Consider the following 25,617-nt stretch of genomic DNA (forward strand, 5'->3'; position numbering starts at 1 on the left):
CGCGCCCCTGTTTTATCGGCGCCTCCCGGCTTGCCGCGGCCTCCATAGCCACCACTGCCACTAACGAACATCGGGCGCGCCCGGCGCGCGCCACAGACCAATACAGCCATGAAATCGACCCACTCTCTCGCCCTGGCGCTGGCCATGGCCATCGCTTGCGGCAGCGCCGCCGCCAAAGACACCAAACAAAGCATGCTATTCGATGAAATCCCCATCGGCAGCTGGAGCACTTCCGCCGAGCTGGGCGCCATCACCACCTCGGGCAACACGGTCGGCACCTCCGTCACGGGCAAGATCGACGCGCGCCAGGAACTCGACGACTGGAGCAACCAGTACATCTTCAGCGGCTACTTCAAGGAAGACGAGACGACGAACGACGAGGGACAAAAGATCCGCGAACGCTCGGCCGAACGCTTTTCCGCCTCCGCCAAGGCTGCCTACAAGCTGATGGCCGACCATGAAAAATTGTTCGTGCTGGCCTCGCACGTGAACGACAAGTTCGGCGCCTACACCAAGTACTCGACCCTGGCCGTCGGTCATGGCTCGCGCTGGTACCAGTCGACCGACAAGAGCGTCGACGTGGAATTCGGTCCCGGCTATTTCAGCGGCACCAACGACACGGGCGAATCGGAACACGGCCTGACGGTACGCGGCGCGGCCGCCATGAAGTGGAAGATCAGCCAGTCGGCCATGTTCACCCAGACGGTGAGCGTGGAGCGGGGCACCTCGAACACCCACTCGATCGCCGAAACGGCCCTCAGCACCAAGATCAATGGCACCATGCAGATGAAGGCCGCCTTCAGCGCCCGCAACGACACGCGCGTACCGGACGACAAGAAGAACACGGATACGCAAACGTCGCTGACCCTGGTCTACTCGTTCTGAGATGCCGGCCACGCTGATGCGGCGCCTGCGCCTGGGCGCCCTGCTGTGCGCGGCGGCGCTGCTGAGCGGCTGCGCCGCCGTCACCGTCAGCGCGATCTCGCCGGCCGACTACCTGCAGCAGCGGCGCGGCGACATCCTCACGACGGGCAAACTGAGCGCCTCGGCCAGCGAAGTGCTGCGCATCATCGGCAGCGACATCGCCGCCTGCGAAGCCAATACGGGCAGCTGCCGCGCCGACCTGGCCCGCTCCGAGCTGCTCAGCGACGAGCAGCGCCTGGCCACCCTGTCCGAATTGTGGCTGGAAAGCGCGCTGGCGGAAGAAAAACAGGGCGGCCACCCGAGTGCCGAAACGCTGGCCGCCTGGCTCGAGTCGGCCCGCTACGCGTATGCCTACCTGTTCTACACGACGCGCACGCCGGGCCAGCGCGCCTTCGAGGAACGCCAGACGCAAATCCGCGACTACTATAACTATGCCGTGCAAAAAGCCGTCGGCAACCTGTTCCGCCACCGTGGCGAATACCGCCCGGACGGCAATGTGATCCGCGTCGCCGGCTGGCAGATCGACAGCGAATTGTCGGCCCTGCGCCTGCCCGAAGACGGCACCTTGCCCGAAGAACTGCTGCCGGCCACCTCGCTGTCGTTTTCCGGCCTGCGCAATGTGTACCGGCGCGACGGCTTCGGCGCCGACCTCGTGGCCGTCATGCCCAAGCCCGCCGGAGCCAGGGACGCGGCCTTCCAGGAAAGCCGCTTCCCCGTCGTCACGGCGCTGATACGCTTCGGTGGCAACAGCCTGCAAGAGGTATTGGCCACGCAGCAGTTGCTGGTGATGCTGGTCGACCCGACACGCAGCGAATCGACGCGCATGGCCGGCCAGGAGCTGCCCGTGGCGGCCAACTTCACGGCCGGCTATGGCCTGTGGCTGGCCCGCTCCGGCTTCGGCGTGCAGGCGCTGCGCACCCTGTTCGGCAGCGCCGACGGCATTTCGCGCCCGCAGGTGCACCTGATGCAGCCCTACGACCCGAACAAGCGCACCATCGTCATGCTGCACGGCCTGGCCAGCAGCCCGGAAGCGTGGATCAACGTGGCAAATGAACTGATGGGCGACGAACAGCTGCGCCGCCGCTACCAGATCTGGCAGGTGTACTACCCGAGCAACGCGCCGCTGGCGGCCAACAACGCCGCCATCCGCAAGGCGCTGAACGCGACCCTGGCGCAATTCGACCCTGCGGCCAAGGCGACGGCCGCGAACGACATGGTCTTGATCGGCCACAGCATGGGCGGCGTACTGGCGCGCCTGATGGTCTCCGACGCCAGCAACACCCTGCTCGACGCCATCACGGAAGAATACAATTTGAAAGGCAAGAAGGCGGAAAAAGTGCGCGCCGGACTGGCGCCCTACCTCAATTTCACGGCCATGCCGCAGGTGAACCGCGCCATCTTCATCGCCGCGCCGCATCGCGGCACCTCGTTCGCCAACCACAAGGTGGCGCGCTGGATCGCCAACCTCGTCACCTTGCCCATCACCATGCTCGACCAGTTGTCGGACGCGGCCGGGAGCCTGGCGCAGCTCGACACGGGCAGCAGCGAGCCGCTGCGCATCCCCAACAGCATCGATAACCTCAGCGACAAGGACCCGTTCGTGCGCCTGGTGGCCGACCTGCCCATCAACCCGAAAGTGCGCTACTACTCCATCATGGGCAACGACACGCCGGACCTGCCGCTGGCGGAATCGAGCGACGGCGTCGTGCCCTACGCCAGCGCCCACCTCGACGGCGCGCAGTCGGAAAAAGTCATCCCGTCGTGGCACAGCGTGCAGGAAAGCCCGCAGGCGATTCTGGAGATACGGCGGATTCTGCGGCTGGCGGATTAGCTACCGCAGGTCGGATTAGGCGGGGCCGCCGAGGCCGCAGGCGGTAATCCGACAATATTATTGGCCACGCCCATGGTGATGTTGGCTTACGCGCTCCGCGCTAAGCCAACCTACCCGACTGGTGCCAATGGCTGGGCTGGCAACCGTAGGTCGGATTAGGCGGAGCCGTAATCCGACAACATTGTTAGCTTCACTTTGGGCAGCGCCAACAACGTTGTCGGATTACGCGGGGCTTTGCCTCGCTAATCCGACCTGCCAGGCTGGCACGCAGCCCGTTCACACCGGCTCGCGCCACTTGTCCTTGATCTCCAGCATGGCCGGCAACTGCTCGATGAACAGCGCCAGCAGCTCCGGGTCGAAGTGCGTGCCGCTGTCGCGCTGCATGGTGGCGATGGCTTCGTCAATCGTCCAGGCGCGCTTGTACGGACGCTCGCTGGTGAGGGCGTCGAAGACGTCGGCGATGGCGACGATGCGGCCCTCATGCGGGATTTCCTCGCCCTTCAATCCTTGCGGATAGCCGCTGCCGTCCCATTTCTCGTGGTGCGTCAGGGCGATGGTACGCGCCATTTTCAACAGGCCGCTTGCGTGCTCGCCGATGATGGCCGCGCCGATTGCCGCGTGGCTGCGCATGACTTGCCATTCGTCCGCATCGAGCTTGCCCGGCTTTTGCAGGATGGCGTCGGGGATGCCGATCTTGCCCACGTCGTGCATGGGTGCCGCGTTGAGCAGGTCTTCCGCCCTGCCCGCGCTGTAGCCGGCCGCCAGCGCCAGCTGGCGCGCGTAATAGCTCATGCGGATGACGTGCATGCCCGTCTCGTTATCCTTGTATTCGGCCGCCTGGCCCAGGGTCTGGATCACCTGCAGGCGCGAGCGGCGCAATTCCTCGGCGTCCACCAGCGACAAGTGCGTGCGCACGCGGGCGCGCACGATGGGCGGGCTGACCGGCTTGGTGATGTAATCGACGGCGCCCGCGTCAAAACCGTCCGCCTCGTCCTTCACGTCGCACAGGGCGGTGACGAAAATAACGGGAATGGGCGCGGTGGCCGGCATGGCTTTGAGCTGGCGGCACACTTCATAGCCCGTCATGGCGGGCATCATGATGTCGAGCAGGATCAGTTCGACGGGATTGTTCTGCGCCAGTTCCAGCGCTTTCTCGCCATCCTTGGCGTACAGCAGGCGGTAATCGTCCTGCAAAATCTGGCGCAGCACCTGCAGATTCGTCGCTTCATCGTCGACCAGCAGCAGGATCGGTTTGTCTTCGTGTAAGGTCATCGTAAGCCCAATATCAGGAAAGGTCGGCAGGCGCTGGCGTTTCCAGCCATGCCAGCAGCTGGCGCAGCACGCCCGCGGCGCGCGCGAATTCAAAGTCGTCGATGGCGCTGGTCAGCGCCTGCAGGCGCGGCTGCTGGCCGTGCGGCGCCAGCATGGCCGCGATCTGCGCCATCAGGGCGTCGTCGAGCTGCCCGCCTTCCAGGCTGGCGATGGCTTGCCGCAGCAAGGCACCAAAGGCGGGCGCATCGAGCGGCACACCGGCAACCGGCGTACCCACGGCCACGGCCGGCATGCCCGATTCTTCCAGTTCGCCGGCCAGCGCCATGAAGGCGGCGGCCAGCTGCACCAGCAATTCGGTCGCCGGCAACTGGCGCGCGATCGCCTGCTCGATGCGGCCCAGCAGGCTCTCGACCTGCACCAGGCACAGGTTGCCCGCCGCGCCCTTGATACGGTGCAGCAGGTGGCCGGCCACGCTGCCGCCGCCCCGTTCCAGTTCCGCCGCCAGCATGGCGGCGCAGTCGCCATTGGCCTGCACGAAGCGGCCAATCGCCCGCTGCAAGGCTTCGCGGCCGCCCCACAGGGCGATGCCGCGCTGCCAGTCCACCTGGCCGGTGGCGGCACGCGCCGCCGCGCCGGCCGCCGGCGGCGGCATGGCCACGGCGATGTCGAGCAGGCGCGCGATCTCCGCCGTCAGCTTGTGCATTTCCAGCGGCTTCGACGCAAAGCCGTTCATGCCGGCCGTCTGCGCGGCGCGCCGGTCCTGTTCCAGCACGCTGGCCGTCAGGGCGATGATGGGCGTCGCCTTCAAGCCCTGCTCGCGCTCGTACACCCGGATCAGGCGCGTCGCTTCCAGTCCATCCATGCGCGGCATCTGCACGTCCATCAGGACGACGTCGAAGCTGCCCTTGCTGAACTCGCGCACGGCGCTCTCGCCATCGCTGGCGGCGATCACCTGATGGCCGGCCGCGCCCAGGCTGATCAGCAGCAGCTCCACGTTCTGCGGCACGTCGTCGGCCGCCAGGATGCGCAGCGGCGGCAAGGCCACCACGGGCTGCTCGCTACGGCGCGACACGGCCTTGCCCGGCGCCAGCGGCAGCAGTACGTGGAACACGCTGCCCACGCCCAGGGTGCTTTCCACCGTGATGGTGCCCCCCATCAGCTCGACCAGCTGCAGCGAAATCGTCGTGCCCAGGCCCGTGCCGCCAAAGCGGCGGCTCATCGAGGAATCGGCTTGCGTGAACGGAGCGAAGATCTTGTCCAGGCGGTCGGCGGGAATGCCGATGCCCGTGTCGTGCACGGCGATATGCACTTTCTCGCCCTGCATGCCGACGGCCACGCGCACGTGGCCCACTTCCGTGAACTTGACGGCGTTGCCGATCAAGTTCGTCAGCACCTGCTGCACCCGGCGCGCGTCGCCCAGGAAGAACTGGCCCATGCCGGGATCGACGTCGACATGCAGCACCAGGTCGCGCGCCTGCGCCGTGATGCGCAGCGACGCGGCCACGTGGTCGACCAGGTCCGGCAGCGAAAAGTCCACCAGTTCCAGCTCGGTGGCGCCTTTTTCCAGCTTGGCCATGTCGAGGATGTCGTTGAGCAGTTCCAGCAGCGAACGGGCCGACTGGCGCACCGTGCCCAGATGGCGGCGCTGAAGGCTGTCCAGGGCTGTCCCCAGCAGCACTTCCGTAAAGCCGATGATGGCGTTCATGGGCGTGCGGATTTCATGGCTCATGTTGGCCAGGAAGCTGGTCTTCGATTCGGCGGCCAGTTCGGCGCGGTCTTTCGCCGCACGCAGGTTTTCCTGCATGGCGCGCCGCTCGCTCACGTCGGTGGCCAGCTTGACCACCTTGAACGGCTTGCCGTCCGTGTTGAAGATCGGGTTGTACGAAGCCTGTATCCACACTTCCCGGCCATCCTTGCCGAGACGCTTGTACTCGCCCGTATTGAATTCGCCATGCGCCAGGTGCTGCCAGAACGCGACGTAGTCGGGCGAGGTCACGTAGCGCGGCTCGCAGAACACGCTGTGGTGCAGGCCCAGCACGTCCTCGAGCTGGTAGCCGGTCAGGTCGAGGAAATTCTGGTTGGCCGCCAGGATGCGTCCCTGCAGGTCGAACTCGGCGACGGCCGTCGCGCGCGAGATGGCCGTCACCTTGCCCTCGTATTCCGCATTGCGCAATTCGCTTTCGGTGATGTCGAGGATGACGCCGTCGATCCAGCGCACCACGCCGTCGTTATCGAGCACGGGCCCGCTGCTTTCGCGCACCCAGCGCTCGCGCCCGTCGCGGTGGATCATGCGGTAGACGTTCTCGAAATCGCGCCGTTCGCCGGCCGCCTGCACGCAGGTGTCGTTGACGCGCTGGCGGTCGTCCGGATGCACGAGGTCGAAGATGCGCACGCGCCCCTCGACGAAGTCCTGCGGCATCCAGCCCGTCAGGTTGAAGACGGCGTCGCTGATGAAAATCATCTTCCATTCGGGCGCGAAGCTGCAGTGGAAAGACACGCCGGGGATGTTGCGGATCAGGGTGCGGTACTGGCGCTCGCTGTCTTTCAGCGCCTGCTCCATGCTGCGCGAGGAACGCATGTCCGTGACAAAGGCCACGAACAGGGGCTGGCCCGGCGTATCGATCTTGCCGATCGCCACGCGCATGGGCAGCACGGCGCCATCCTTGTGGCGGCCATCGAGTTCGCGTCCGCTGTCGAGGATGCGCGAGGCGCCCGTTTCCAGATAATCGCGCAGATAGCCCTCGTATTGGGCCGCATCGGCCGGCTGCAGCAGCACGCTGGCGTCGCGCCCCACGATTTCCGCTTCGCGCCAGCCGAACAGGCTTTCCGCGGCGGGATTGAAGGAGCGTACCTTGCCCTGGCCATCGATGGTGATCAGGCCATCGGCCGCCGTATCGACGATGGCGCGCAGGCGCGATTCGCTGACGCTGGCGTGGCGCAGCAGCTGGCGGTAGCGCAGCAAGCCGTTCGCGGCCGCCACGAAGACGGTCAGGGTGACGGTGATCAGGGCCACGGCCAGGGCCACGAACGAAGCTTGCACGGTGATCGTGTTCTCGCCTGCCGTGGGCGTGCCGGAAAAGCGCGCCGCCAGCATGCCCGTGTAATGCATGCCGGAAATCGCCAGGCCCATCACCACACTGCTGAGCAGCAAGGATGCCAGCGGGCTCAAGCGCTGGCGCATGGCATTCAGGCCGAAGCGTACCCACAGCGCCAGCATGGCCATGGTGACGGCCACCAGCAGCGACAGGGCGAACAGCCATGGCTCGTAGCGCAGGGCCAGCGACGTCTGCATGGCGGCCATGCCGCTGTAATGCATGGAGCCGATGCCCACGCCGACGAGCACGCCGCCCACCACCAGCTGGCGCCAGTTGATGCTCGGGCGGGCCAGCATGTGCAGCGCCACCCACGAAGCGGCCATGCCGGGCAGCATGGAGAGCAAGGTCAGGCCCGGATCGAAGGACACGCGCGTGCAGATGTCGAAGGCCAGCATGCCGATGAAGTGCATCGACCAGATGCCGCCGCCGAGCGCGATGGCGCCCGTGATGATGGCCGTCTGGCGCTGAAAGCCGCGCTCGCTGCTGCGCGCCATGCCGGCGATCTGCAAGGCCATGAACGAGGCAAAGATGGCGATACCGATGGAAAACAGCACCAGCCACGCATTGTGTGTGCCATAGATGTACTGCGTGGTATCGGCCGATACGGCAAAGATGGAACTAAACATACTGTCGTGGCATAAGAGAGTGAAACCTAACGTCGCAAAACATGACGGCACACCGCGCGCCGTCGCCAGGCTTTTTAGTAAAGCGGCAATACAGCGGAAATGACAACGGTAGCAGTCGACCAGGGCAAGGCTCGGTCATCACGCCCGCGCCTGCCGCGCGGGGGAAAGGTGCTTTTTACAGAGTGAAAAAGCGGAATGCGTACGAACTCTGGCGCGGATGGCTGGCCGCCAGCGTGACGATGATTTTTTAAAGAGCCATGAGTATAGTTGCTTTACGAAAATATTCATAGGACTTCAGCAATACAATTGCCAAAAGAAGAATATTCTGCTGCCTCGATGCCACAGACTCAGGAAAGCAGGCGCTCGGCCATCATCTCGCCATCGTCGTCGAGTCCTGTCTCGACAAAACCGGCGTGCGCGTACAGCTGCCGGGCGCGCACATTGGCGGGCACGTAATAGAGCACCACCCTGCCCGCGCCACGCGCGCGCATCTCGTCCAGCAGCAGGGCCAGGGCCGCGCGGGCAAATCCCTGCCCCTGCCACGGCGCCGCGATCATCAGGCGGTACAGCACGTGCGTATCCTGCCGCCCCGCACTGCCCGGCAGCGCGTACATGGCAAAGCCGATCAGTTCGTCACCGGCATGGATGGCGCGCGGGTGCATGTTGGCGTGGCTGGCGGCCAGCGCCAGCGAATCGGCATTGCTGGCAATAAAATCGCGTTGCGCCGCATGCAGCGGCAGCCCGATGACGGCCTCGGCGTTGGCCGCGCATACGGGTCGCAGGGTCAAGGCAGCGCTGGCGATCATTCTTTCTGCACGAGCATGCCACGGAACCATGCCAGTTGCTCGCGCGTCAGATAATTGGCGCCATCGCCATGCAGGATGACGATTTCGATCTCGGCCGGAATCGACGCGACCAGTTGCGCGCCCGTGACGGGAATCTTCGGAAACGCGATGCCGGCCAGGAAAGCCGGGTCTTCCGCCACCGTCACGCACTGGCGCTCGGGATTGGGCGACGGCACGAGGAACAGGTCGATCTGTTCGCTTTGCCCGCCGATAACGACGTGCAATTGCGCGGCCAGCAGTTCGGGCAGGATCAGCTCGATGTTGTTTTCGGCGCGCGATTGCTGGAAAGCGTTTTTCAGGGGCGTGAGGACAGGAGTAGCGGTCATGGCAAAGTGAAAAGATAAGGACGGCGGCAGTGTAGCAGAGGCGCCCGCCCAGGCGCGCTCCGCTGGCACGACGGCTACATCTTGTAGTGCAAGGACAGCAGCACGCTGCGCGGCGCGCCGTAACGCTCCAGCCCGCCCGACCAGGAATAGCCGAGCGCCTGGTAATAGCGGCGGTCGAGCACGTTGTCGATATTCAGGCGCAGTTGCAGCTGCTCGCTGATATGGTAGCCGGCCGTCAGCCCGACGATGGCGTAGCCTCCCTGCCGCGTCAGGTAAGCCGTGTCACGGCGCTCAATCTTGTCTTGCGCATATATGGAAGCGCCCACATTCCATTGCGCCAGGCCGCCGCCCAGCTGTACGTTCGTCATCAGCTTGAACAACTGCTTCGGTTCGTCCGTGGCGATGCGCTGGCCGATATTCGCCGCCACGCTGTCCTGCGTGTACTTGGCCAGCACATAGGTGTAGCCGCCGGATATCTGCCAGCCCGGCAAGGGCGAACCCGACAATTGCAGATCGATGCCTTCGCTTTGCACCTGCCCGGCCGCGCGGGCGCAATAGATGGCGCCGCCCGTGGGGCAATTGAGCTCATCGGCCATGGCGCGGTTGTTTTGCCGGATGCGGAACAGGGCGCCGCTGGCATTGAGCCTGCCGCCGAAATACTCGCCCTTGACGCCCACTTCCAGGTTGGTGCCGCTCAAGGGCGGCAAGGTGTTGCCGCGCACGTCCAGCGAACTTTGCGGCTCGAATATCTGCGTGCCGCTCGCATACACGGAGTGATGCCGGTCCACGTCGTAGACGAGTCCCGCGTACGGCGTAAATTTCGCGTTTTCCGTCAGGCCGCGGCGCCAGGCGGGGTTGCTGGAATACCAGCCCGTCACGTCCTGCGCATACCAGCCGAAACGCCCGCCCAGCACCAGGCGCAGCGGATCGGCCAGGCTGAAGTTGCCGGCCGCATAGATGCCCTTCTCGTCCGTCTTGCGGCCCCAGTTGTACGGCTCGAACGGCGCGCCGCGCATCGGATAGGCGTAGGGATTCCACTGGCGGATATCGATCACGCGCGTACCGGCGCCTTCCCAGCTCTGGCCCGCGTCGGAGTCGTCATGGCGGTAGCTGGCGCCGACGATCACGTCGTGCTGGCGGCCGAACCAGGTGACCGGGCCGCTCAGGCGCCAGTCGGCCACCACTTGCTCCGTGTTGTACTTCCAGCCCGTTTCCGACTGGTTCAGCTTGTATATTTCGCCATCGATGCGGCTGTTGGTGGTGTTGCGCGTGCTCGACGAGGCCTCGATGCGCGTGATGGCAAAGCGGCTGCGCCAGCCCTGCTCCAGCTTTGTTTCCAGGTCGGCGAAGACGACGTTGTTGTCGCGCTTCTGGACCGAGTCGGCATTATTCAGGAAGGTCGAGCGGGGCAAGTCCATGTGACGGCCGTCAAGCATGGTCGGCAAGCCGACGAAGACGCCATCGGTGCGGCTGTGCTGGCGCGAAAAGCCGATGCCGGCCGTGGTCGACGGCGTCAGGTCCGCCTCGACGATCGCATACACGGTGCTGTTCTGGTTGTTGACCACGTCCACAAAACTGTCGCTGTCGCGCCAGCTGGCCGCCACCCTGCCCCGCACGCTGCCCGACGCATTCAGCGCATTGCTGGCGTCCACCGTCAATTGCCTGTCCTTCCAGCTGCCCAGGTGGGCCGAGGTGTTCAGCAGGGGCGTGGCCGTGGGGCGCTTGCGTATCATGTTGATGCTGCCCGACGGCGCGCCCGCCCCTTCCATCAGGCCCGTGGCGCCGCGCACCACTTCCACCCTGTCGTACATCAGCATGTCGGCCGAGACGTTGCGTTCATTGAAACCCGTGACGTCCAGCGGCAAGCCATCGACGTTGACGTGGCTCAAGGCAAAGCCGCGTGCGAAATACGTGGTTTCCTGGTCGGACACGCCTTGCGTCTTGCCATAGATGCCGGGCGTGGCGCGCGCCACGTCCTGCAAGGTGGTCAAATCGAAATCTTCCATTTGCTGGCGCGAAATGACGCTGACCGTTTGCGGCGTGTGGCGCTGCGACAAATTCAGCCCCGTGGCCGTCGACATATTCCTCGACGTGTATAAACCCGTGCCTTCCGTGGCGCGGTCGGCCTCGGCGCTGACGACGACGGCCGGCATGCTGGCCAGGCCGCCATCAGCCGTGCCGGTATTCATTTTGCGCAACAGGTAATTGCCATTGCCGCCGTCCGCCACTTCCAGGCCGCTGCCCTGCAGCAGTTTTTGCAGGCCGGCCGTGACCCCATGGCGGCCTTGCAAACCCGGCGTGGCCAGACTGTCGAGCGCCACGCCCTGGGTGGACAGGTTGATTCCGGCGGCGATGGCAAACGAGGCCAGCGCGCTGCGCAAGCTGCCGGCGGGAATGCTGTAGTCACGCATGGTGGCGGCCGGGCTGGACTCGGCCGCCACCGCCATGTGCGGCAAGCCGGCGCCGGCCGCGCCCGCGGCGAGGAGCAGAACCAGCGCGGCACGCACGGCGCCGGTGGTGGGGTGGAGCGTCATGCGTGCTGCGGTAAAGTTACGGTGCTGCAAAGCCATGTAGACCCTTTCGATGGTTCGGATTGTTCGTTCTCTACCTTGTATGACGAAGCAATCCGCAAAAAGGGACAAGGAAAATGTAAATAGTGGCGCTTGTTTGCTAGATGGAACACCGTAGGTCGGCTTAGCGGGGCGCAGCCGCGCGTAAGCCGACCAGCTCAAGCCGCCTCGACACTGATCCAGTAGCGCGTGCGGGGCACCAGCCGGATCGGCAAGGATCGCTGCAGCAAGAGCAGGATGTTGTCCGGGTCGTTCAGCTGGAAGATGCCGTCCACGGGCATGGCCGCCAGCGCGGGATCGCAGCGCAGCACGCCATAGCGGTAGCGCGCCACCTGTTCCAGCACCGCGCCCAGCGGCATGCGCTCGGCGATCAGCACGCCCTGAAGCCAGCCGGCGGCACCCGGCGCCAGCGGCGTCAAGACAGAAACGGCACGGTCATCGAAACTGCCCTGCCAGCCCGCATCGATCCTGCGCAGGGCGCCGGGAACTTCGCCAGGCTGGATCTCGACGGCGCCCTCGCTGACGCTCACCTGCGTGCGCGGCGCCAGCACGCTGCCAAGGTGGCGTACGCTGAAGTGCGTACCCAGCGCGCGCACGGCGCCATTGCTGCTGCGCACGAGGAACGGGCGCGCGGGCACGGCTGCGTCGTACGCCGTGGCGACGTGGATTTCCCCCGCATGCAGCAAGACCTGCCGCGCCGCGCCGTCAAAGCGCACGTCGATGGCCGTGTCCGTATTGAGCACCAGTTGCGTACCGTCGGGTAATGTCATGTGGCGGATCTCGCCCCTGGCCGTGCGGATGCCGGCGCGCCACGCTTGCCAGGGCGTCGACTGGCTGGCCAGCCACAGGGCCGGTCCGGCCGCGATCAGCCCGGCCAGGCCGTAGAGCACGGCGCGCCGCTGCGGCGACTGCGGCGCCGTATCCGCCGTCTGGCGCAGCGCGGGCGGCACGCTGGCCAGGGTGCTGCACACCAGCTCGGCCCGCTGCCAGGCCGCTTCATGGGCGGGATCGCTGGCGCGCCAGGCCTGGAACGCCTGCTGCTCGTCCGCAGTCAAGGTGCCGCCGTGCAGGCGCACCAGCCATTGCGCCGCCGCCCGCGCCGCGCGGGGATCGATGGAAGCGGTCACAGGATCAGCAGGATGCAGCGCTCGAACGCCTGCACCATGTAACGCTTGATGCTGCGCTCGCTCACGGCCAGGCGCCGGGCGATTTCCCCGTAGCCGAGGCCATCGACGTGGGCCAGCAGGAAGGCGCTGCGCACGAGCGGCGGCAAGCCGTCGAGCATGGCGTCGATGCGCTGCAAGGCTTCGCGCACGAGCAGCCGCTCTTCCGGCGACTGCATCAGCAATTCAGGCTGCTGCGCCAGGGTTTCCAGCCACGCCTGCTCCAGCGACAGGCGCCGGTAATGGTCGATCAGCAGGCGCTGCGCCACGGTCGTCAGGTAGGCGCGCGGCTCGCGCAAGCTTTGCCGGTTCTCCGGCGGCGCCATCAGCAGGCGCACGAAGGTATCGTGCGCCAGGTCGGCCGCATGGTCGGCGCACTGCAGCTTGGCGCGCAGCCAGCGCATCAGCCAGCCATGGTGGTGGCTGTAGATGCCGGCTATCGATTCGCTGGACTGCGCAATGTTCACTGGGGACTCCGATGCGCGCCAGGCAAGGCGCGTCTAATTGATAATAATTCTCATTATCACAAATCATGGCCTTCGGCGTCAATGCCGGTGCCTGCCTATCCCTGGAAACTGTTGTTTCAGCGTGGCTGCTGGCGCTTAGCGGTCGGTGTACAAGCTCTTCATCACCATGCCGCCGCGCATTTTCTTCGCGCCCGGCGCCAGCCCCGCCGGGCAGGCGCCCTGGAACACGGCTGCCAGTTCAGTGCGCTGCACTTCGCTCTTGCCATTGACTTGCACGGTGGTGTCGGCGCTCAGGGTATAGGCCTTGGCCAGGTCGCCCTTGAAGGTAGCGGCCAGCCTGGCGTCCGGGCAGCTGGATTCGAATTGATAGCTGTCGCCCTGGCGGCTGTGCGACTCGATCTTGCATTCCTGCTCGAAGCCGGACCACAGGTCGTCGTCGATCAGGCGGTCGCGCGCGTGGTCGACGCAGATTTCCCAGGAAAATGGCGAGGTGGCGGGCGTCACTTTCCACAACCCCGTGGCGCGCTGCAAGCGCTGCGCCGGCTCGGCCGCCGAAGCGAACGTGGCCGCACACAGGGGGAAAACAGTCATCAGAATCAAGGTCGCGTTGCGCTTCATGGGCTTTCCTTCAGCTAAAAGTTTGAATATAGCAAAGAGGAATGCGCGCAGGCCGCACGCTTAGCCGTGCATCCCGGGCCTCGCGGCCAGCACGAAGGGGATGGCAAACGGCCCCAGGAAAGTCACCAGGATGGCGCGCACGGCCGTTGTTTTCAAGGCGCGGCGTTTGGCGATGAACAGGCAGGCGAAGGCCGACAGGGACCAGATCAAGGCAGGCAGGTATGCAGTCATCATGAACTCCGGATGCGCCTTGGCAGGCAGGAAACCATGCTGACACGGAAATGCGGCCGCCGCAATGGCAGATCGGGCATCTGCCATTGCGGTGGATACGGGTCCAATACGATCAGTGCTGACCGATCTTCATGATTTTCAGCGCGTTCGTGCCGCCGACCTTGCCCATCGGCTCGCCCCAGGTCAGCACGACGGTGTCGCCCTTGGCCACGACTTTATGCTCGACCAGCAAATCTTCCGCCTGCTGCAAGACCTTGTCGCGGTCGGTGCCGGACGTCAGTTCCAGCGTGCTGACGTTGCGGTACAGGGCCAGCTTGCGGCGCGTGCCCACGCTCGGGGTCAGGGCAACGATGGGGATGTCGATGTTGCAGCGGCTCATCCACAGTGCCGTGGAACCCGATTCCGTCAGGGTGGCGATGGCTTTCACGCGCAGGTGATGGGCCGTAAACAGGGCGCCGTAGGCGATCGACTGGTCGATGCGCGAGAACGTGGCGTTGAGGAAATCGGCATCCAGCTTGCAGGTATCCCACTTTTCCGCGTCCAGGCAGATGGCGGCCATCGCTTCCACCGTTTCGATCGGATAGCGGCCCGAGGCCGTTTCCGCCGACGTCATGACGGCGTCCGTGCCGTCCAACACGGCATTGGCCACGTCGGATACTTCCGCGCGGGTCGGCACGGCGTTGACGATCATCGATTCCATCATCTGCGTGGCCGTGATGGCCAGCTTGTTCGACGCGCGCGCCATCTTGATCATGCGCTTTTGCAGGGCCGGCACGGCTGCATTGCCCACTTCCACGGCCAGGTCGCCACGGGCCACCATGATGCCGTCGGACGCGTCGAGGATTTCCTGCAGCGCAGGAATGGCTTCCGCGCGTTCGATCTTGGCGATCATCATCGGCTTGTGGTCCCATGCTTCGCCGGCGATATTGGCCAGCTGGCGCGCCATGACCATGTCGGTGGCGTTTTTCGGGAACGAGACGGCCACGTAATCGGCCTGGAAGCTCATCGCCGTTTTGACGTCTTCCATGTCTTTCGCCGTCAGGGCCGGCGCCGACAAGCCGCCGCCCTGGCGGTTGATGCCCTTGTTGTTCGACAACTCGCCACCGATCTTGACGGTCGTGTGGATTTCGCTGCCGACGACTTTGTCGACCGTCAGCACGATCAGGCCGTCGTTGAGCAGCAATACGTCGGCAGCGCGCAAGTCGCGCGGCAGCTCCTTGTAGTCGAGGCCGCAGCGCTCGATGTTGCCCAGCTCGCCATTCTCGCCCCATTTCGCGTCGAGAATGAAGGAGGCGCCGTTTTCCAGGAAAATCTTGCCTTCTTCAAACTTGCCGACGCGAATTTTCGGGCCTTGCAAGTCGGCCATGATGGCCACTTCGCGGCCGCACAGGGCTGCCGCTTCGCGCACCATGCGGGCGCGATCGATATGGTCTTGCGCCTTGCCATGCGAAAAGTTCAGGCGCACGACGTCGACGCCGGCCTTGAACATGCGGACCAGGGTATCGATATCGTTCGAAGCGGGGCCGATGGTGGAAACGATCTTGGTGGCGCGTTGCTGTACTTGCATGGTCATGGTTGCTGCTTTCTAAAATAAGTTGCTACAAGGGCCAGCCTTGTGGGCCGGCCGTCCTGGTGCGCTGGATCAGCGGTACTACGTTCCTACTTGGCCGCCATCAGGGCGACCGTCGTGTCGAGCATGCGGTTCGAGAAGCCCCACTCGTTGTCGTACCACGACGACACTTTCACGAGGCGACCCGAAACCTTGGTCAGGGTCGAATCGAAATTCGACGAAGCCGGGTTGTGGTTGAAATCGATGGAAACAAGCGGTTCCGTCTGGTACGTCAAAATGCCTTTCAGCGCGCCTTCCGACGCCGTTTTCAGCAAGGCATTCACCTCTTCCACCGTCGTATCGCGCTTGGCGATGAAGGACAGGTCGACCAGCGAGACGTTGATCGTCGGCACGCGGATGGCGAAACCATCGAGCTTGCCATTGAGTTCCGGCAAAACCAGGCCGACGGCGGCGGCCGCGCCCGTCTTGGTGGGGATCATCGAATGCGTGGCCGAGCGGGCGCGGCGCAAGTCTTCATGCATGACGTCGGACAGCACCTGGTCGTTCGTATAGGCGTGTACCGTGGTCATCAGGCCCGATTCGATGCCGATGGCGTCGTTGAGCGGTTTGACCAGTGGCGCCAGGCAATTCGTCGTGCACGAAGCGTTGGAAATCACGGTATCCGTGGCTTTCAGCACGTGCTGGTTGACGCCGAACACGATGGTGGCGTCCACGTCCTTGCCGCCCGGCGCGGAAATGATGACTTTTTTCGCCCCGCCCTTCAGGTGGGCCGACGCTTTTTCCTTGGTCGTGAAGAAACCCGTACATTCGAGCACCACGTCGACGCCGAGTTCGCCCCACGGGATCAGGGCCGGGTCGCGCTGCGCGAAGACGCGGATGCGGTCGCCATTGACGAGCATATTGTCGCCGTCGATGGTGACGACGCCGGGAAATTTGCCGTGCACCGTGTCGTAGCGCGTCAAATGCGCATTCGACTTGGCGTCGCCCAGATCATTGATGGCGACGATTTCGATATCCTGCTGCTTGCCGCCTTCATAAAACGCGCGCAAGACGTTGCGGCCGATGCGGCCATAGCCATTGATGGCAACTTTGATGGTCATGCTGTCTCCTTGATGTTTTCTGCTGAGTTCGTAAAGCCAACCCAAGTGCAAGTACCGGGGTCGTACCCTGAGGGTACGACCCCAGCCTTAGCTGTTGGGCTTGATTTTCATTAACCGCTATTCCGCAACCCCGCCGCAATCCCATTAATCGACAAATGTATCCCCGTGCGCGCCGCCGCATCCTGCTTGCCTTCGCGGAAACGCTTCAGCAGCTCCACCTGCACGTGATTGAGCGGGTCGATGTAGGGGAAACGGTTGCGTATCGAACGCTGCATCAGCGGATTGGCTTGCTGTAACTCTTCCTGGCCCGTGATCAGTTTCAAGGCGTCCAGGGTGGCCGCATATTCGGCGCGGATGCGCGTGAAGATGGCGTCGCGCAAGGCCTTGTCCTTGACCAGTTCCGCATACTTGCCGGCAATGGCGATGTCGCTCTTGGCCAGGACCATATCCATGTTCGACAGCAGGGACGTGAAGAATGGCCAGTCCGTGTACATGCCGCGCAGCACATCCGCGCCATCGGCCGGATGGGCGGCCAGGTAGGCTTGCACGGCGGAACCGAAACCGAACCAGCCCGGCAGCATCAAGCGGCATTGCGCCCAGCTCAAGACCCAGGGAATGGCGCGCAAATCCTCGATGGACGTGGATTTCTTGCGCGAGGCGGGACGGCTGCCGATATTCAGCGCGGCAATCTCGGCAATCACCGTCGATTCCCAGAAATACTGCTCGAAGCCCTCCGTGCCATACACCAGGTCGCGGTAGGCGTTCAGGGCCGTGCCGGACAGCTCTTCCATCGCGGCCAGATGGCCCGCGCCGGCCGAAGCCTTCGGCTGCAGCTGCGCCTGCGGCAGCAGGGTCGACTGGATGGTGGCGGCCACCAGCACTTCCAGGTTGCGGCGCCCCACTTCCGGGTTCGCATACTTGGCCGTGATGACTTCGCCCTGCTCCGTCAGGCGGATCTGTCCCTGCACGGCGCCGGCCGGCTGGGCCAGGATGGCTTCGTAGCTGGGGCCGCCGCCGCGTCCCACGGAACCGCCGCGGCCGTGGAACAGGCGCAGCTTGATCTGATACTCCTTGAAGACGGTCACCAGCTCGATCTCTGCCTTGTAGAGTTCCCAGCCGGACGTGAGGAAGCCGCCGTCCTTGTTGCTGTCGGAATAACCGAGCATGACTTCCTGCTGGTCCGCGCGCGAAGCCAGCAAGCCCCGGTAGAACGGCAAGCCGAAGGCGCGCGCCATGATGGCGGGGCCGGCGCGCAAGTCATCGATCGTTTCAAACAGGGGGATGATGTTGACGTCCACTTCGCGGCTGTCCTGGCGCAGCAAGCCCACTTCTTTCAGCAGCAAGGCCACTTCCAGCAAGTCCGACACGCTGGCCGCCTTCGAGATGATGCAGTTAGGCACCGATTCACGGCCGTATTTGGCATGGGCTTCGCGCACGGCGCGGAAGATGTCGAGTTCGGACGTCGTTTCTTCCGAATATTGCGCATATGGCGAGGTCAGCAGGCGTGGCGATTCCAGCTCGGCCAACAGCAAGCTGATGCGCTGCTCTTCGTCGAGGTCCAGGTAGACGAGGCCCGGCTGGGCGCCCGCGAACAGTTCGCCCACGACGCGCTCATGCACATCGGAATTCTGGCGCAAGTCCAGCGGCGCCAGCGAAAAACCGAAGACCTTGACGGCACGGCGCAGCTGGCGCAGCCGACCACGGGCCAGCGCGCGCAAGCCATTGCTGACGAGCGAATGCTGGACCACGTCCAGGTCGGCCAGTAGTTCAACGGCGGCAGCGTAAGGCTGCACGCCGTCGGCTTGCTTGCCCTTGCCGGAAAGCACCACGCGCGTATTTTCCAGGCGCGCATGGATGCCATGCAGGGCGCGACGGTACGGCTCGTCCACGCGGTGCGGCGAGGCATCGGCCGAGCGCTCGGCCAGCGCGCGCAGCGGCTCGCTGCAGGCATTCAGTACTTGCGCCAGCGACAATTGCGAAGCGAGCTTGCGCAATTCACCGAGGTAAAAGTCGAGCACCTTGTCCGCCTGCGTTTGCAGGGTGCTGCGCAGGATGTCGGCCGTGACGAAGGGGTTGCCGTCGCGGTCGCCGCCTATCCAGCTGCCGACCTTCATGAAATTCGGCAATTCCGCATCTTCCCAGCGGGCATCGCGCTGGGCCAGCATGGTTTCCAGCGAAGAATACAATTTCGGCAGTTCGCGCAAAATCGTGTGGTCGTAGAACGACAGGCCGTTGGCCACTTCATCCATGACGGACAGCTTGCTCGTGCGCAGCAAACGGGTTTGCCACAGGGTGACGATGCCGCGGCCCAGCGCTTCTTCGTTCTGTTCCGCCTCTTCCGGCGTCATCTGCACGCGGTCGCGTTCGCTCAACAGGCGGGCGATGGCCATCTGGCAATTCTGGATGCTCTTGCGCTGCACTTCCGTCGGATGGGCCGTGAACACGGGGCTGACGAACGCATCTTCAAAGAAGGTTTCCAATGCATCGGCCTTGCCCGCGTCAAACACGTTGCCGACGGCATGGCTGAGGCTACCCTGGCGCGGCGGCGAGCCGGCGATCAAATGGGCGCGCGTGCGGCGAATGTGATGCTGGTCTTCCGCAATATTGGCCAGCAGCGAGAAATAGCTGAAAGCGCGCGTCAATTGCGTGGTTTCTTGCTGCGACAGCGCTTGCAGCGCGTCCGACAGCTGCGCGCGCGCCGCCTCATCATTGTCGCGGCGGAAACGGATGGCCAGCTGGCGCACGTGTTCGATGCGCTCGAAGGCGGGATCGCCCAGGTGGTTGCGGATGGCGTCGCCCAGCAGACGGCCCAACTGGCGGATATCGCTGCTCAGCAGCTCGTCTTTCACTTCATTCATTTGCATGGTATTCATTTCCTGGGGCGGCCACCGGCGGTACCGCACAGATTGCGTAGTTCGCGCTTCCCGGCCCGGGAAACGCCCATCGTCGAATTTGTAGTAAATTTACCTTATTGTCTCACCATCCTCTTGATTTCCATCAATAAAAACCGTATTCAAAGGGCCAATAAGGGCTAACGAGCTGTTTGCCAGGGCAACAATATGAAAATTTACTACGCATTTAAGCGAAAGGCAATCAACTTTTGTCTTTCGAGGGTGAAAAGTGGCGGCGCAACACACATCGCGGTGGCGGCGAATACACGCTCTCCTGTATGCTGGCGGCTGAAACAAGGATGTATTCCACATCTTTATGAACGAAGCCCATGCGACTGACTGCCTACACCGACTACACCCTGCGCACCCTGATGTACCTGGGCGTGCACCGCGACCGCCTCGTGACCATCCAGGACATCGCCGACCTGCATGCCATCTCGAAAAATCATCTGATGAAGGTGGTGCACCAGCTGGGCCTGTCCGGCATCGTGGAAACGGTGCGCGGACGCAATGGCGGCCTGCGCCTGGCGCGCGACCCGGCCGAGATCAATATCGGCACCGTCGTGCGCGAGACGGAAAGCGATTTTTTCATGGCCGAATGCTTCAACAAGGAAAACAATACCTGCCCGCTGACACCCGATTGCCTGCTGAAAGCCAAGCTGGGCCAGGCCACGGCCGCCTTCCTGGCCGTGCTCGACACGGTGACCCTGGCATCGATACTCGAAGCGACGCCAGGCGTGCCGGCGCTGGCGGCCGGCGTGATTCCCCTGCGCGTGGCAAAGTAAGCGCACAAAAACAACAATGCCCGGCGAACCGGGCATTGTTTCCTGCTGCAACTATCCAAAACCTCAATGCGCGCTGGCGCCTGCCGCACCGATGCCCGTCTCCGAACGCATCTGCTGCGCTTCGTAGCCGGCACGGTCGATGCGCGCGCGGGGGCTCTTGTCGAGCACCGAGAACAGCCAGATGCCGACGAAGCCGGCCGTCATCGAGAACAGCGCTGGCGAGGCATACGGGAACAGCGCTTCGCCATGGCCGAGCACATCGACCCATACGGACTTCGACACCACCGTCAGCGCGACGGCCGTGATCAAGCCCAGGAAGCCGCCGATGGTGGCGCCCCGCGTCGTGCAATCCTTCCACAACACCGACATGAACAGCACGGGGAAGTTGGCCGAGGCGGCAATGGCGAAGGCCAGCGACACCATGAAGGCGATGTTCTGCTTTTCAAAGGCGATACCGAGCACCACGGCGATAATGCCCAGCACGATCGTCGTCACGCGCGACACCTTCAATTCGTTGGCGCCCGTGGCCTTGCCCTTCTTGATGACGGTGGCATACAGATCATGCGACACGGCCGACGCGCCCGACAGGGTCAGGCCCGCCACGACGGCCAGGATGGTGGCAAATGCCACAGCCGACATGAAGCCGAGGAAGACGTTGCCGCCCACGGCCTTGGCCAGATGTACGGCCGCCATGTTGTTACCGCCCAGCAGCTTGCCGGCCGCATCCTTGAACTCGGGATTGGTGCTTACCAGCACGATGGCGCCAAAGCCGATGATGAAGGTCAGAATATAGAAATAGGCGATCCAGGTGGTGGCCCAGAACACGGATTTGCGCGCTTCCTTGGCGCTCGGCACCGTGAAGAAACGCATCAAAATGTGCGGCAGGCCGGCCGTGCCGAACATCAGCGCCATGCCGAAGGAGATGGCCGAGATCGGATCCTTGATGAAGGAACCGGGACCCATGATGGCTTCCTTGGTGGCATGCACGTCCACCGACTTGGCGAACAGCGCTTCCGGGCTGAAGTTGAATTGCGCCAGCACGGCCACTGCCATGAAGGTGGCGCCGCCCAGCAGCATCACGGCCTTGATGATCTGCACCCAGGTGGTGGCCGTCATGCCGCCGAACAGCACGTAGATCATCATCAATGTACCGACGAGAACGACGGCGATCCAGTATTCGAGGCCGAACAGCAGCTTGATCAGCTGGCCCGCGCCCACCATCTGCGCGATCAGGTAGAACGCCACGACGACGAGGGTGCCGGACGCGGAAAAGATGCGGATCGGCGCCTGCTTGAAGCGGTAGGCGGCCACGTCGGCAAAGGTGAAGCGGCCCAGGTTGCGCAGGCGCTCGGCCATCAAAAAGGTGATGACGGGCCAGCCGACGAGAAAGCCGATGGCGTAGATCAGGCCATCGTAGCCGTTCAGGAAGACGGCGGCGGAAATACCGAGAAACGATGCGGCCGACATATAGTCACCCGCGATGGCCAGACCGTTCTGGAAGCCCGTGATGCCGCCGCCGGCCGTGTAGAAATCGGACGCCGACTTGGTCTTCTTGGCCGCCCACTTGGTGACGAACAGGGTGAAGATGACAAAGGCAGCGAACATGATGATCGCCGTCCAGTTGGTCGGTTGCTTGACTGCCTGGCCCAGGTCGGCGCCGGCCGCGAACGCGGCGTTGCTGGCGCCGAGCAAGGCCAAGGCGCTCAGACAGGACACGCCGCGCAGCGCATGCTTGGCGGCGCTCATGCCTGCACCCGTGCCTGGATGGCGCTGGTCAGGTCGTCGAATTGCTTGTTGGCGCGGCGCACATAGATGCCGGTGACGAGCACGGTAAACACGATGACGAACAGGCCGATCGGCATGCCCCAGGTCATCACGCCGGCGCCCGTTTTCGTGGCCAGGAATTCCTTGTTGAAGGCGATGAGCAGGATGTAGCCGTAGTACACCAGCATCATCAGGCCCGTAAGCGCCCAGCCGAAGCGGGAACGCACCTTGACCAGCTGATGGTAGCTGGGGTCGCTCTTGATTTTTTGAACCAGATCGTCATGCATATATTGCCTCCGTTATTGTAAAAAGCTGCTCTTTTGTTTTCGAGCTTGCATTCACAATACGGGGCCAGCCTTACCGGCCCCTTACGGCGAGATGAATTTCTCGCCGTGGCAACACGTCACTTGCAACGAGATCAATTCAGCGCGGCGGCCGGCCCGAAGAATTCATGGTGTGTCTGCTGTTCCGGCACGCCCAGCTCGCGCAGGTATTGCTTGACGGCCCGCATGAACGGCTGCGGCCCCAGGAAGTAGGCGTCGATGTCGCGCGAGGCCGGCAGCCAGTGGCCGAGCTGCTCTTTATTGAGCAAGCCGACGGCATCCGGCGCGTCATGTTCATCGCCATGTTCCGCGTAGCAGTAATAGCGCTGCAACTGCGGGTGCTGCGCGGCCAGTTCGTCGATCTGACGGCGGAACGCATGCACGCCGTGGTTGCGCGCCGCGTGAATGAAATGCACGGGACGCTTGCCGCGCAGGGCCGCCGTCAGCATGGCCAGGGTCGGCGTGATGCCCACGCCGCCGCTGATCAGCACCAGCGGCTTGTCGCTGTCCTTCAGCACGAAGTCGCCCGATGGCGGCGTCAGCTGGACCGTGTCGCCCGCCTGCACGTGATCGTGGAAATGGTTCGACACCTTGCCGCCCGCTTCGCGCTTGACGCTGATGCGGTAGGTCTGGCCATTGCTGGCGGCCGACAGCGAGTACTGGCGGCGCATGGGCACGCCATCGACCGTGGCCACCACGCCGATGTACTGGCCTGGCGCGAAGTCGAGCACGGGCCGGCCATCGGCGGGCGCCAGCAGGAAGGACGTGATCTCGCCGCTTTCCACCGTCTTGCTACGCACGGTAAAGTCGCGCGCGCCGCTCCAGCCGCCCGGTGCGGCCGCCTGCGCCTTGTAGATGCGCCCTTCCTCGCCGGCCAGGATGTCGGCCAGCTGGCCGTAGGCAGCGGCCCAGGCGTCGATGACGGCGTCGCTGGCCACCTCTGCGCCCAGCACTTCGCGTATCGCCTGCAGCAGGCTGGCGCCCACGAGCGGATAGTGCTCGGCGCGGATTTGCAGGGCCACGTGCTTGTTGACGATGTTCGACACGAGGTCGCCCAGCGCATCCAGTTGTTCGATGTGCCTGGCATACATCAGCACGCCATTGGCCAGCGCGCGCTGCTGGTCGCCGCTGTGCTGGTGCGCCTGGTTAAAGTACGGCAGCACTTCGGGATGGTCGCGGAACAGATTCTTGTAGAAGTGGCGCGTCAGCGCTTCGCCGCCCTGCTCGAGGATGGGCACGGTGGCCGTGATGATGGCGCGTTGTTCTTGGGTCAGCATGTAAAACTCCTGTGTGGATATGGGTAAGCGGTATCAGGCCAGCGTCTCGACAGCTGGATATAACTCATGGTCTTCGCGCCGCATGCGCTGGAACAGGGCGTGCAGCACGGTGTTGGCTTCGCTGCGGAAGGCGTCCGGTTCGGTTTCCAGGCGCACCGGGGTATTCCAGCGGCCGGCGAAATCGAGGTAGGCGCCGGCGATGCCGTGCATCTCGTTTTCATACTGGCGCCCCAGCCGGGCCACCTCGGCCACGCCCGACGCTTGCGCGGCCGGATACAGGTAGCGCTGCTCGACGGCCAGGTGCAGCTTGATCAAGCCGCTCATGGCGACGATCTGTTCGGCGATGGCTTGCGCCTGCGCGGCGACGCCGCCGCGCGCCAGCTGGCGCAAGTCATCGATGGCGGCCAGGATGGCCAGGTGCTGCTGTTTGAATTTGTCGATATTCATGGCGTGTTTCTCTTGTTGAGTGCCGCCAGTGTAGTGGAATTCGCTTAAACATGCAAATAATATACATCTTTAAAACTTCAAAGTTTCCTGCAGGAATGTAAATTGACATGCGCCACTATGTGCGGCACAGAACACAAGCTACGGCCATGCCTGCCTATAATTTGCTCATCACAGCGCGTGCCCGCTTGCGGCCGTGCCGCACCCTCCACTCGAACCAAGGATAAGCATGAAAAACAAGACGGGCACGGGCCAGGCGCAGCAACTGGCCGGCATCATCAACGAGCACCACGCGGAACTGCTGGACGGATGGATGGCCGGCCTGATCGGACGCCTCGTGCGACGCGACAAGATCGCGGAAAACGAGCTGCGCCAGCAGGCGTCGCAATTTCTGCCGCTGCTGGCGGGCGCGCTGGAAAGCGGCGACTCGTTCGACACGGAAGGCGGCGCCTGGGACGACACGCGCCAGCTGCTTGCCGAAATATCGCAGTCGCGCGTGCGCCAGGGCTATTCGCCGATCGACACGGCCAGCTTCATGTTCGCCCTCAAGGAGCCGCTGTTCGGCTACCTGCGCAAGGCAATCACGGCGCAGCCGGAACAGCTGGGCGACGCCATCGTCAGCACCAGCAAGCTGTTCGACGAGCTGGGCCTGCTGACCATCGCCATCTACCAGAAGGCGCGCGAACAGGTGATCCTGCGCCAGCAGCAGGAATTGCTGGAGCTGTCCACGCCCGTGGTGCAGCTGTGGCAAAACGTGCTGGCCCTGCCCCTGATCGGCACCCTCGACAGCGCGCGCACGCAGGTGGTGATGGAAAGCCTGCTGCAAAAGATCGTCGACACGGGCGCGCTGATCGCCATCATCGACATCACGGGCGTGCCCACCGTCGACACCCTGGTGGCGCAGCACCTGCTGAAGACCATCGCCGCCGCGCGCCTGATGGGGGCCGACTGCATCATCAGCGGCATCCGCCCGCAGATCGCGCAAACCATCGTGCACCTGGGGGTCAACCTGGAAGACGTGATGACCAAGGCCACCCTGGCCGACGCCTTCGTCGTGGCCCTGAAACGCACGGGTTCCAGCATCACCTACCAGCAGCAACAACACTGAGGCGCCTATGGAGAGAATCCCCATTTTACGCATGGGCCGGCTGCTGCTGGTGACGATACAGGTGGACATGCACGACCGCCTGGCGATGACCTTGCAGGACGACCTGACCACCCGCATCGTGACGGACCGCGCCACGGGCGTGCTGATCGACATTTCAGCGCTCGACATCGTCGACTCCTTCATCGGCCGCATGATCAGCAACACGGCGGCGATGGCGAAAATCCTCGACGCACACACGGTGGTCGTCGGCATGCAGCCGGCCGTCGCCATCACCCTGGTGGAATTGGGCCTGGCGCTCGAGGGCGTGAGCACGGCGCTCAACGTGGAGCTGGGCATCAAGCTGCTGGAACGGGGCGGCGCATGCGCATGACGGGGGCGCCATGCTAG

General features: G+C 64.0%; 21 protein-coding genes. 5 read left to right on the top strand and 16 right to left on the bottom strand.

Annotation, left to right across the window (positions count from 1 at the left end; all coding sequences use genetic code 11):
- Window positions 1-108: 108 nt before the first annotated feature.
- Together CLU90_RS06125 and CLU90_RS06130 are read left to right on the top strand one after the other, a co-directional pair.
- On the top strand, window positions 109-885 hold the full coding sequence (locus tag CLU90_RS06125; RefSeq protein ID WP_092708942.1) for a DUF481 domain-containing protein: 777 nt from the start codon (window positions 109-111) through the stop codon (window positions 883-885).
- A 1-nt stretch (window position 886) separates the two neighbouring features.
- A complete protein-coding gene (locus CLU90_RS06130; RefSeq protein WP_092708945.1) occupies window positions 887-2,755 on the top strand; it encodes an esterase/lipase family protein in 1,869 nt (622 codons plus the stop codon).
- Between the two features lie 276 nt (window positions 2,756-3,031).
- Here the strand turns inward: CLU90_RS06130 and CLU90_RS06135 are convergent, their stop codons facing one another.
- The 12 genes from CLU90_RS06135 to ppc all read right to left on the bottom strand — a co-directional run bounded on the left by CLU90_RS06135 (window position 3,032) and on the right by ppc (window position 19,502).
- On the bottom strand, window positions 3,032-4,027 hold the full coding sequence (locus tag CLU90_RS06135) for a response regulator (RefSeq protein WP_092708948.1): 996 nt from the start codon (window positions 4,025-4,027) through the stop codon (window positions 3,032-3,034).
- 13 nt (window positions 4,028-4,040) lie between these two features.
- Complete coding sequence (locus tag CLU90_RS06140; protein ID WP_092708951.1) at window positions 4,041-7,748, bottom strand: PAS domain S-box protein; 3,708 nt, start codon at window positions 7,746-7,748, stop codon at window positions 4,041-4,043.
- Window positions 7,749-8,095: 347 nt separating this feature from the next.
- The gene (locus tag CLU90_RS06145) at window positions 8,096-8,554 is read right to left on the bottom strand and encodes a GNAT family N-acetyltransferase (RefSeq protein ID WP_157808751.1); all 459 of its coding nucleotides are present in this window, start codon (window positions 8,552-8,554) and stop codon (window positions 8,096-8,098) included.
- Window positions 8,551-8,919 carry a hypothetical protein gene (locus tag CLU90_RS06150; RefSeq protein ID WP_092708957.1) on the bottom strand — a complete coding sequence of 123 codons (369 nt, stop codon included), beginning with the start codon at window positions 8,917-8,919 and terminating at the stop codon, window positions 8,551-8,553. Before CLU90_RS06150 ends, CLU90_RS06145 begins: the two co-directional genes overlap by 4 nt.
- A gap of 74 nt (window positions 8,920-8,993) precedes the next feature.
- Window positions 8,994-11,453, bottom strand: a complete 2,460-nt coding sequence (locus CLU90_RS06155) for a TonB-dependent siderophore receptor (protein WP_232731096.1) — start codon at window positions 11,451-11,453, stop codon at window positions 8,994-8,996.
- Between the two features lie 194 nt (window positions 11,454-11,647).
- Window positions 11,648-12,616, bottom strand: coding sequence for a FecR domain-containing protein (locus CLU90_RS06160; RefSeq protein ID WP_232731097.1), 969 nt, complete (start codon window positions 12,614-12,616; stop codon window positions 11,648-11,650).
- Window positions 12,613-13,119: a sigma-70 family RNA polymerase sigma factor gene (locus tag CLU90_RS06165; RefSeq protein ID WP_100427438.1), complete on the bottom strand. Its 507-nt coding sequence runs from the start codon at window positions 13,117-13,119 to the stop codon at window positions 12,613-12,615. The genes CLU90_RS06160 and CLU90_RS06165 overlap by 4 nt, the downstream gene beginning before the upstream one ends.
- A gap of 135 nt (window positions 13,120-13,254) precedes the next feature.
- Entirely contained in the window at window positions 13,255-13,737 is a 483-nt protein-coding gene (locus CLU90_RS06170) for a DUF3617 domain-containing protein (RefSeq protein WP_092708970.1), read from the bottom strand.
- 60 nt (window positions 13,738-13,797) lie between these two features.
- A complete protein-coding gene (locus CLU90_RS06175) occupies window positions 13,798-13,971 on the bottom strand; it encodes a hypothetical protein (RefSeq protein ID WP_157808752.1) in 174 nt (57 codons plus the stop codon).
- Between the two features lie 109 nt (window positions 13,972-14,080).
- Entirely contained in the window at window positions 14,081-15,541 is a 1,461-nt protein-coding gene (gene pyk, locus CLU90_RS06180) for a pyruvate kinase (protein ID WP_092708978.1), read from the bottom strand.
- An 86-nt stretch (window positions 15,542-15,627) separates the two neighbouring features.
- The gene (gene gap / locus CLU90_RS06185) at window positions 15,628-16,638 is read right to left on the bottom strand and encodes a type I glyceraldehyde-3-phosphate dehydrogenase (protein WP_092708981.1); all 1,011 of its coding nucleotides are present in this window, start codon (window positions 16,636-16,638) and stop codon (window positions 15,628-15,630) included.
- A 110-nt stretch (window positions 16,639-16,748) separates the two neighbouring features.
- Complete coding sequence (gene ppc, locus CLU90_RS06190) at window positions 16,749-19,502, bottom strand: phosphoenolpyruvate carboxylase (protein WP_198511156.1); 2,754 nt, start codon at window positions 19,500-19,502, stop codon at window positions 16,749-16,751.
- A gap of 356 nt (window positions 19,503-19,858) precedes the next feature.
- Between ppc and CLU90_RS06195 the strand changes: the two genes are divergently transcribed.
- Window positions 19,859-20,314, top strand: a complete 456-nt coding sequence (locus CLU90_RS06195; protein WP_092708984.1) for an RrF2 family transcriptional regulator — start codon at window positions 19,859-19,861, stop codon at window positions 20,312-20,314.
- Window positions 20,315-20,377: 63 nt separating this feature from the next.
- On the opposite strand, the gene CLU90_RS06200 is transcribed toward CLU90_RS06195, so the two are convergent.
- From CLU90_RS06200 to CLU90_RS06215, 4 genes are all read right to left on the bottom strand, one after another.
- The gene (locus tag CLU90_RS06200) at window positions 20,378-22,060 is read right to left on the bottom strand and encodes a cation acetate symporter (protein ID WP_175539182.1); all 1,683 of its coding nucleotides are present in this window, start codon (window positions 22,058-22,060) and stop codon (window positions 20,378-20,380) included.
- Complete coding sequence (locus CLU90_RS06205) at window positions 22,057-22,365, bottom strand: DUF485 domain-containing protein (protein ID WP_046682872.1); 309 nt, start codon at window positions 22,363-22,365, stop codon at window positions 22,057-22,059. The genes CLU90_RS06200 and CLU90_RS06205 overlap by 4 nt, the downstream gene beginning before the upstream one ends.
- Window positions 22,366-22,496: 131 nt before the next feature.
- Window positions 22,497-23,678, bottom strand: coding sequence for an NO-inducible flavohemoprotein (hmpA, locus tag CLU90_RS06210; protein WP_100427439.1), 1,182 nt, complete (start codon window positions 23,676-23,678; stop codon window positions 22,497-22,499).
- 33 nt (window positions 23,679-23,711) lie between these two features.
- On the bottom strand, window positions 23,712-24,125 hold the full coding sequence (locus CLU90_RS06215) for a hemerythrin domain-containing protein (protein WP_100427440.1): 414 nt from the start codon (window positions 24,123-24,125) through the stop codon (window positions 23,712-23,714).
- Between the two features lie 226 nt (window positions 24,126-24,351).
- Here CLU90_RS06215 and CLU90_RS06220 point away from each other — a divergent pair, with 226 nt between their 5' ends.
- Together CLU90_RS06220 and CLU90_RS06225 are read left to right on the top strand one after the other, a co-directional pair.
- Complete coding sequence (locus CLU90_RS06220) at window positions 24,352-25,230, top strand: STAS domain-containing protein (protein ID WP_092708993.1); 879 nt, start codon at window positions 24,352-24,354, stop codon at window positions 25,228-25,230.
- A gap of 7 nt (window positions 25,231-25,237) precedes the next feature.
- Window positions 25,238-25,600, top strand: a complete 363-nt coding sequence (locus CLU90_RS06225) for an STAS domain-containing protein (RefSeq protein ID WP_092708997.1) — start codon at window positions 25,238-25,240, stop codon at window positions 25,598-25,600.
- The last annotated feature ends 17 nt before the right edge of the window (window positions 25,601-25,617 follow it).

It is taken from the genome of Janthinobacterium sp. 67, from assembly GCF_002797895.1.
Lineage (GTDB): Bacteria > Pseudomonadota > Gammaproteobacteria > Burkholderiales > Burkholderiaceae_D > Janthinobacterium.

What these genes read in the sequence shown, in the direction of transcription:
- CLU90_RS06125 (WP_092708942.1), top strand. Translation starts at nt 109, where the DNA reads ATGAAATCGACCCACTCTCTCGCCCTGGCGCTGGCCATGGCCATCGCT.
- CLU90_RS06130 (WP_092708945.1), top strand. Translation starts at nt 887, where the DNA reads ATGCCGGCCACGCTGATGCGGCGCCTGCGCCTGGGCGCCCTGCTGTGC.
- CLU90_RS06135 (WP_092708948.1), bottom strand. Translation starts at nt 4,027, where the DNA reads ATGACCTTACACGAAGACAAACCGATCCTGCTGCTGGTCGACGATGAA.
- CLU90_RS06140 (WP_092708951.1), bottom strand. Translation starts at nt 7,748, where the DNA reads ATGTTTAGTTCCATCTTTGCCGTATCGGCCGATACCACGCAGTACATC.
- CLU90_RS06145 (WP_157808751.1), bottom strand. Translation starts at nt 8,554, where the DNA reads ATGATCGCCAGCGCTGCCTTGACCCTGCGACCCGTATGCGCGGCCAAC.
- CLU90_RS06150 (WP_092708957.1), bottom strand. Translation starts at nt 8,919, where the DNA reads ATGACCGCTACTCCTGTCCTCACGCCCCTGAAAAACGCTTTCCAGCAA.
- CLU90_RS06155 (WP_232731096.1), bottom strand. Translation starts at nt 11,453, where the DNA reads ATGACGCTCCACCCCACCACCGGCGCCGTGCGTGCCGCGCTGGTTCTG.
- CLU90_RS06170 (WP_092708970.1), bottom strand. Translation starts at nt 13,737, where the DNA reads ATGAAGCGCAACGCGACCTTGATTCTGATGACTGTTTTCCCCCTGTGT.
- CLU90_RS06175 (WP_157808752.1), bottom strand. Translation starts at nt 13,971, where the DNA reads ATGATGACTGCATACCTGCCTGCCTTGATCTGGTCCCTGTCGGCCTTC.
- pyk (WP_092708978.1), bottom strand. Translation starts at nt 15,541, where the DNA reads ATGACCATGCAAGTACAGCAACGCGCCACCAAGATCGTTTCCACCATC.
- gap (WP_092708981.1), bottom strand. Translation starts at nt 16,638, where the DNA reads ATGACCATCAAAGTTGCCATCAATGGCTATGGCCGCATCGGCCGCAAC.
- ppc (WP_198511156.1), bottom strand. Translation starts at nt 19,502, where the DNA reads ATGCAAATGAATGAAGTGAAAGACGAGCTGCTGAGCAGCGATATCCGC.
- CLU90_RS06195 (WP_092708984.1), top strand. Translation starts at nt 19,859, where the DNA reads ATGCGACTGACTGCCTACACCGACTACACCCTGCGCACCCTGATGTAC.
- CLU90_RS06200 (WP_175539182.1), bottom strand. Translation starts at nt 22,060, where the DNA reads ATGAGCGCCGCCAAGCATGCGCTGCGCGGCGTGTCCTGTCTGAGCGCC.
- CLU90_RS06205 (WP_046682872.1), bottom strand. Translation starts at nt 22,365, where the DNA reads ATGCATGACGATCTGGTTCAAAAAATCAAGAGCGACCCCAGCTACCAT.
- hmpA (WP_100427439.1), bottom strand. Translation starts at nt 23,678, where the DNA reads ATGCTGACCCAAGAACAACGCGCCATCATCACGGCCACCGTGCCCATC.
- CLU90_RS06215 (WP_100427440.1), bottom strand. Translation starts at nt 24,125, where the DNA reads ATGAATATCGACAAATTCAAACAGCAGCACCTGGCCATCCTGGCCGCC.
- CLU90_RS06220 (WP_092708993.1), top strand. Translation starts at nt 24,352, where the DNA reads ATGAAAAACAAGACGGGCACGGGCCAGGCGCAGCAACTGGCCGGCATC.
- CLU90_RS06225 (WP_092708997.1), top strand. Translation starts at nt 25,238, where the DNA reads ATGGAGAGAATCCCCATTTTACGCATGGGCCGGCTGCTGCTGGTGACG.